The organism is Halochromatium sp. (assembly GCF_046541315.1).
In the GTDB taxonomy this organism is placed as follows: Bacteria; Pseudomonadota; Gammaproteobacteria; order Chromatiales; family Chromatiaceae; genus Lamprobacter.
Genome location: NZ_JBKHDN010000198.1, coordinates 1 through 5,166, shown reverse-complemented (window position 1 = coordinate 5,166; position 5,166 = coordinate 1). Strand labels below are relative to the sequence as shown.

The following is a 5,166-nucleotide window of genomic DNA, read 5'->3' as shown; positions in this document are numbered from 1 at the left end:
CGCTGAGGTGGACGCCGGCGCTGGGGCCGGCACCTCGGACACGACCTCGAACTCCTCGCACAGGCTGCTCAACAGCGCCCGCAGTTCGAGCGAGAGCAGCGCCAGCTCGGCATCCAGGGTGGCGCCCTCGTCATCGGCATCGCCGGTGTCGAGTTCGTTGGTGACCTCGTCGGCAAAGCGCAGCCGCTTCAGGCTCAGATCCTCGCTCAGCAGCAGCGACAGCCGATCCTTCCAGTTGATGCCGACGCTGACCGCGCGTTTGCCGGTATCGAGGTGGTTGCGGATCTCCGGCGAACTCAGATCCTGACCGCGACAGCGTACCGTCGAGCGCGCGTCCTCGGCATCCTGCAGCACGCAGGAGTCCTCCAGATCGATACCCGCCGCCGTCTTGCCGGAAAGAATCCAGTTGCTCAGGCGCTCGGCCGCGATCACCTGCGGCTCCAGCGGCTTGACCGGGAAGCTGCCGAGAGTCTCGCGCAGCAACGCCAGCAGTTCCTCGGCGGCCTTGTCGCTGCCGGCGTCGATCACCACCCAGCCCTCGGCGGCATCGATGTAGGCCCGCACCAGCCGCGAGCGGGTGAAGGCCTTCGGCAGCATCTCCGCCAGCAGTTCCTCGCGCAATTGCGTGCGCTCGCGGCGGGCGACCTCGCGCATCTCGGCCTGCTCGATCTCGGCGACGCGCTCGGCCACCGCCTCGGTCACCACCGAGCCCGGCAGCAACCGCTCTTGGCGGCGCATCGCCAGCAGATGCACCTTGCCGACCGTGTGCACCAACAGCTCCGCCTTCGGCCCCAGCGGCGCGGTCCAGCCCATGGTGGCGGTCTCGACCGGCCCGCAGGGACGGAAACGGCGCTCGCCCAATTGCGCATGCAGCGCCATCTGATCGAGCGTGAACGGCACCTGCAGCCGATACACCTTGGCGTTCTTGAACACAGCCGATCCTCCGCAAAAAGCCGGCTATTATGAACCCGGCGCCTCGAACACGCCAGCACAGCGGGTGCCGCAACGCTCACAGGCGCCCGCCTCGGTCAGTCCCCAATGCCCGAGTCGATAGCCGTCGCGCTCGATCAGCCGATGGCCACAGGCATGGCACCAGGTACTGCCGCCCTCGGGGTCGCGCACGTTGCCGGTATAGGCATAGCGCACGCCCTGCGCGCGGGCGATGCGCCGGGCGCGGCTCAGGGTCGACGGCGGAGTCGCGGGGATATCCCGCATCCGATAGGCCGGGTGGAAGGCGCTGAAATGCATCGGCACCTCGGGGCCCAGGTGCTCGACCACCCAGCCGGCCATCCGCGCCAGCTCATCATCGCTATCGTTCTCGCCCGGGATCAGCAAGGTGGTCAGTTCCAGCCAGACCTCGGTCTCCTGGTGCAGATACTCGAGGGTTTCCAACACCGGCCCGAGTCGCGCGCTGCACAGGCGCTTGTAGAAGGCGTCGCTAAAGCCCTTCAGATCGACATTGGCGGCATCCATGTCGGCGAAGAATGCCTCACGCGCGCCCGGGCTGATGTAGCCGGCGGTCACGGCGACGTTGCGGACGCCTTGTTCACGGCAAGCGCGCGCGGTGTCGCAGGCATATTCGAGGAAGACCACCGGATCATTGTAGGTGTAGGCGACGCTGCGACAGTCGTGCTCTCGGGCCGTGGCGGCAATCCGCTCCGGCGTCGCCTCGACCGCGAGCCGGTCCATCGCGCGCGATTTGCTCATATCCCAGTTCTGACAGAAACGGCAGGTCAGGTTACAGCCGGCGGTGCCGAACGAGAGCACCGAGCTGCCGGGCAGGAAATGATGGAGCGGCTTCTTCTCGATCGGATCGATGGCGAAGCCACTCGAACGCCCATAGCTGTAGAGTTGGATGGCATCCTGCTCGCGCCCGCGCACGAAGCACAGACCGCGCTGGCCTTCATGCAGCGCGCAGGCGCGCGGGCAGACATCGCACTGGAGGCGTCCGTCCTCAAGCGCATGATAAAAGCGGGTTGGATGGGGGCGTTGTTCGGCCAATGATGGGCTCAAGATCATGAGAGTCCTCCTGCTTCCGAAGGGCTTGGACGATTGTTAGAGCAAACGGCGGACGGAAACCTAGCGAGTGCTCTTTGTCTACAATTGTAGATACGACACACCATTGCCAACCGCACCGGGAGGTACGGCATGCAATCACCGAGGATCCAGCCACCAGCCGTTGCTGGTCGCTTCTACGACCAAGACCCCGCCCGACTCAGCCAGGCGGTGCAAGGGTTCATCGCCGCCGGTCAGCGGCAGGCAAGGCAGAGACTGGCCGATCAGACCCAAGCGGGCCAAGGGGCGGATCAACCGCAGGCCGGCAAGCTTCGCCAAGCCGGCACGGCTGCCGCGCCCCGCCCGCAGGCGCTCATCGCGCCCCATGCCGGCTATGTGTTCTCTGGCCCCGTCGCCGGCAGCGCCTATGCCGCGCTCGCCGATCATGCCGCCGAGATCGAGCAGGTGGTGCTCTTGGGACCGCCGCATCGGCTGCCGGTGCGCGGGCTAGCGACCAGCAGCGCGAGCGCCTTCGAGACCCCGCTCGGCCAGGTTCCGGTCGATCAGGCCACGCTCGATCGACTCATCGCCATGCATCCGCAGATCCAACGCCTGGATGCCGCCTTCGCCGGCGAGCATTGCATCGAGGTGCAACTGCCCTTCCTGCAGGTGCTGCTGGAGCGCTTCCGCCTGCTGCCGTTCCTCGTCGGCACGGTCGACGCCGCCCAAGTCGCCGAGATCCTGGCGCCGTTCTGGGAGGCCGAGGACAGTCTGATCGTGGTCAGCTCGGATCTCAGTCATTATCTGGACTACGCCACGGCCCAGGCCCTGGACGCGCGCACCTCGGAGGCGATCCGCGCCCTGCATCCCGAACGCATCGCCCCCGAGCAGGCCTGCGGGCAAAGCGCCATCGCCGGGCTGCTGACGCTCGCGCGCGCGCGCCAGGCGCAGGGCCGGATACTGGATCTGCGCAACTCGGGCGATACCGCCGGTCCACGCGATCACGTGGTAGGCTATGGCGCCTATGTCTTCAGTTGATCCAAGACCAGACTCCGCCGCGCCTGCTGGTTCGCCCGATGCGTCCGGTGCGGCTGGTGCCGCCGGGGGCGGGCCTCATCCGTCCGCTCGCGCGCAGGGCGCGTCCAATGCGCCCGATGGTGCCGCCGCGGCCGATGATCATCATCGCGCGCTGAGCGCCGTGCAGCGCGCGCGCCTGCTCGCCATCGCGCGCGACTCGATCGCGCACGGACTCGCGCGGGGCGCGCCGCTCGCGATCGATCCCGAGCCGGAAGCGCCCGCCCTGCGCGCACGGCGCGCGAGCTTCGTCACCCTCGAACGCGACGGCCAGCTGCGCGGCTGCATCGGCCATCTCGAAGCCGTCACCGACCTCGCCTGCGATGTCGCCGAGAACGCTTACGCCGCCGCCTTCTGCGACCCGCGCTTCCCGCCGCTGAGCGCCGAGGAGCTGCAGCGCGTGCGGATCGCGATCTCGGTGCTGACGCCACCGCAACCGCTCGCGTTCGCCAGCGAGGCCGAACTGCTCGCCATGCTCGAACCCGGCATCGATGGCCTCATCCTCAGCGAGGGCCAGCGCCGCGGTACCTTCCTGCCCTCGGTCTGGTCGCAACTGCCAAGCCCCGAGGCCTTCCTGCGCCATCTGAAACAGAAGGCCGGGCTGGCGCCGACGCACTGGTCCGAGCGCATCCAGGTCGCGCGCTACCGCACGGAATCCTTCAGTGAGTGATTGCCCCTATGGCCGCGCTTGACCTGATCGACAACACTGGCTCAAAAGCCCAGATTCGACGCGATTGTCGTCTCTGTGAGTCAGGGCAAATGACGATAACCGCCCGTGTCGTGAATCCCTGAACCTGTCGTGAACGAGATCCCCCTGTCCGTGCTGCTCGCCTCGCTCGGCGTGCTCCTGCTGCTGTCCGCCTTCTTCTCCGGTTCCGAGACGGCGCTGATGACGCTCAACCGCTACCGCCTCAGTCATCAGGCGGATCAGGGCAAACGCGGCGCCATCCTCGCGCGCCGCCTGCTCGATCGTCCCGACCGGCTGATCGGGTTGATCCTGCTCGGCAACAATTTCGTCAACATCCTCGCCTCCTCGCTCGCCACCGTGATCGCGCTGCGCGTCGGTGGCGAGGGCGCGATCGCCATCGCCGCCGGGCTGCTGACCCTGATCATCCTGATCTTCGCCGAGGTCACGCCGAAGACCCTCGCCGCCCTGCATCCGGAGCACATCGCCTACCCGGCTGCCTTCGTCTATATACCGCTGCTGAAGCTGCTGTACCCGGTGGTCGCGGCGGTGAACCTGGTCACCAACGGCCTGCTGCGCCTGCTGGGGGTCCACCTGCAGAACGGCCAGGACCACGCGCTCAGCCGCGAGGAACTGCGCACGGTAGTCAACGAGGCGGGCGCCATGGTCCCGCAGCGAAGCCGCGACATGCTGATCGCCATCCTGGATCTGGAGAACGCCACGGTCGAGGAGATCATGATCCCGCGCAACGAGGTCGAGGGCATCGACTTGCAAGATCCCGTCGACGAGATCATCGCCGCCATTCGCCGCGCCAACTACACCCTGCTGCCGCTGTTCGACGGCAACTTCGACAATGTCGTCGGCATGATCCACTCGCGCAGCGCGATGCATGCGCTGCTCGAGCACGGCATCGGGCGTGGCCAGCTCGATAAGGACTCTCTGCGCTCGATCGCGCGCGAGCCGTATTTCGTGCCCGAGGGCACGCATCTCTATCGACAGCTGATCAATTTCCAGCGCGCCCGCCAGCGTGTCGGGCTGGTGGTCGATGAATACGGCGATTTCCAGGGCTTGATCACCCTCGCCGACCTGCTCGAAGAGATCGTCGGCGAGTTCACCACCGACCCGGCCGATGCCTACCCGGACATCCACCGCAGCGACGACGGCAGCCTGCTGATCGACTGCACCATTACCATCCGCGAGCTGAATCGCGCCATGCGCTGGTCGCTACCGACCCACGGCCCGAAAACGCTCAACGGCGTGATCCTGGATTATCTCGAAACCATTCCCGAGCCCGGTACCAGCCTCAAGCTGGGCGGCTATCCGCTGGAGATCATCCAGGCCGACGAGACGGCGGTGAAGACGGTGCGGTATCGCAAACCACCGTCGCGCGTGCATTAGGGCTGCCCGCCAGC

The 5,166-nt window shown here is 67.0% G+C and carries 5 protein-coding genes; 3 read left to right on the top strand and 2 right to left on the bottom strand.

Annotated features, from left to right (window positions below; genetic code table 11):
• Together ACLFQI_RS11445 and amrS are read right to left on the bottom strand one after the other, a co-directional pair.
• Positions 1–933 (bottom strand): recombination-associated protein RdgC (locus tag ACLFQI_RS11445; protein WP_410759444.1); only part of this gene is annotated, 933 nt, incomplete at its 3' end.
• 27 nt (positions 934–960) lie between these two features.
• Positions 961–2,019, bottom strand: a complete 1,059-nt coding sequence (amrS, locus tag ACLFQI_RS11440) for an AmmeMemoRadiSam system radical SAM enzyme (RefSeq protein WP_410759442.1) — start codon at positions 2,017–2,019, stop codon at positions 961–963.
• Positions 2,020–2,148: 129 nt separating this feature from the next.
• Between amrS and amrB the strand changes: the two genes are divergently transcribed.
• The 3 genes from amrB (at position 2,149) to ACLFQI_RS11425 (ending at position 5,152) form a co-directional block, all read left to right on the top strand.
• Positions 2,149–3,033: an AmmeMemoRadiSam system protein B gene (gene amrB, locus ACLFQI_RS11435; RefSeq protein ID WP_410759440.1), complete on the top strand. Its 885-nt coding sequence runs from the start codon at positions 2,149–2,151 to the stop codon at positions 3,031–3,033.
• Positions 3,020–3,739: an AmmeMemoRadiSam system protein A gene (amrA, locus tag ACLFQI_RS11430; protein WP_410759438.1), complete on the top strand. Its 720-nt coding sequence runs from the start codon at positions 3,020–3,022 to the stop codon at positions 3,737–3,739. The genes amrB and amrA overlap by 14 nt, the downstream gene beginning before the upstream one ends.
• Positions 3,740–3,868: 129 nt before the next feature.
• Positions 3,869–5,152 carry an HlyC/CorC family transporter gene (locus tag ACLFQI_RS11425; protein ID WP_410759436.1) on the top strand — a complete coding sequence of 428 codons (1,284 nt, stop codon included), beginning with the start codon at positions 3,869–3,871 and terminating at the stop codon, positions 5,150–5,152.
• The last annotated feature ends 14 nt before the right edge of the window (positions 5,153–5,166 follow it).

Excerpts from the sequence above, each read along its gene's own strand:
- amrS (WP_410759442.1), bottom strand. The coding sequence starts at position 2,019 with ATGATCTTGAGCCCATCATTGGCCGAACAACGCCCCCATCCAACCCGC.
- amrB (WP_410759440.1), top strand. The coding sequence starts at position 2,149 with ATGCAATCACCGAGGATCCAGCCACCAGCCGTTGCTGGTCGCTTCTAC.
- amrA (WP_410759438.1), top strand. The coding sequence starts at position 3,020 with ATGTCTTCAGTTGATCCAAGACCAGACTCCGCCGCGCCTGCTGGTTCG.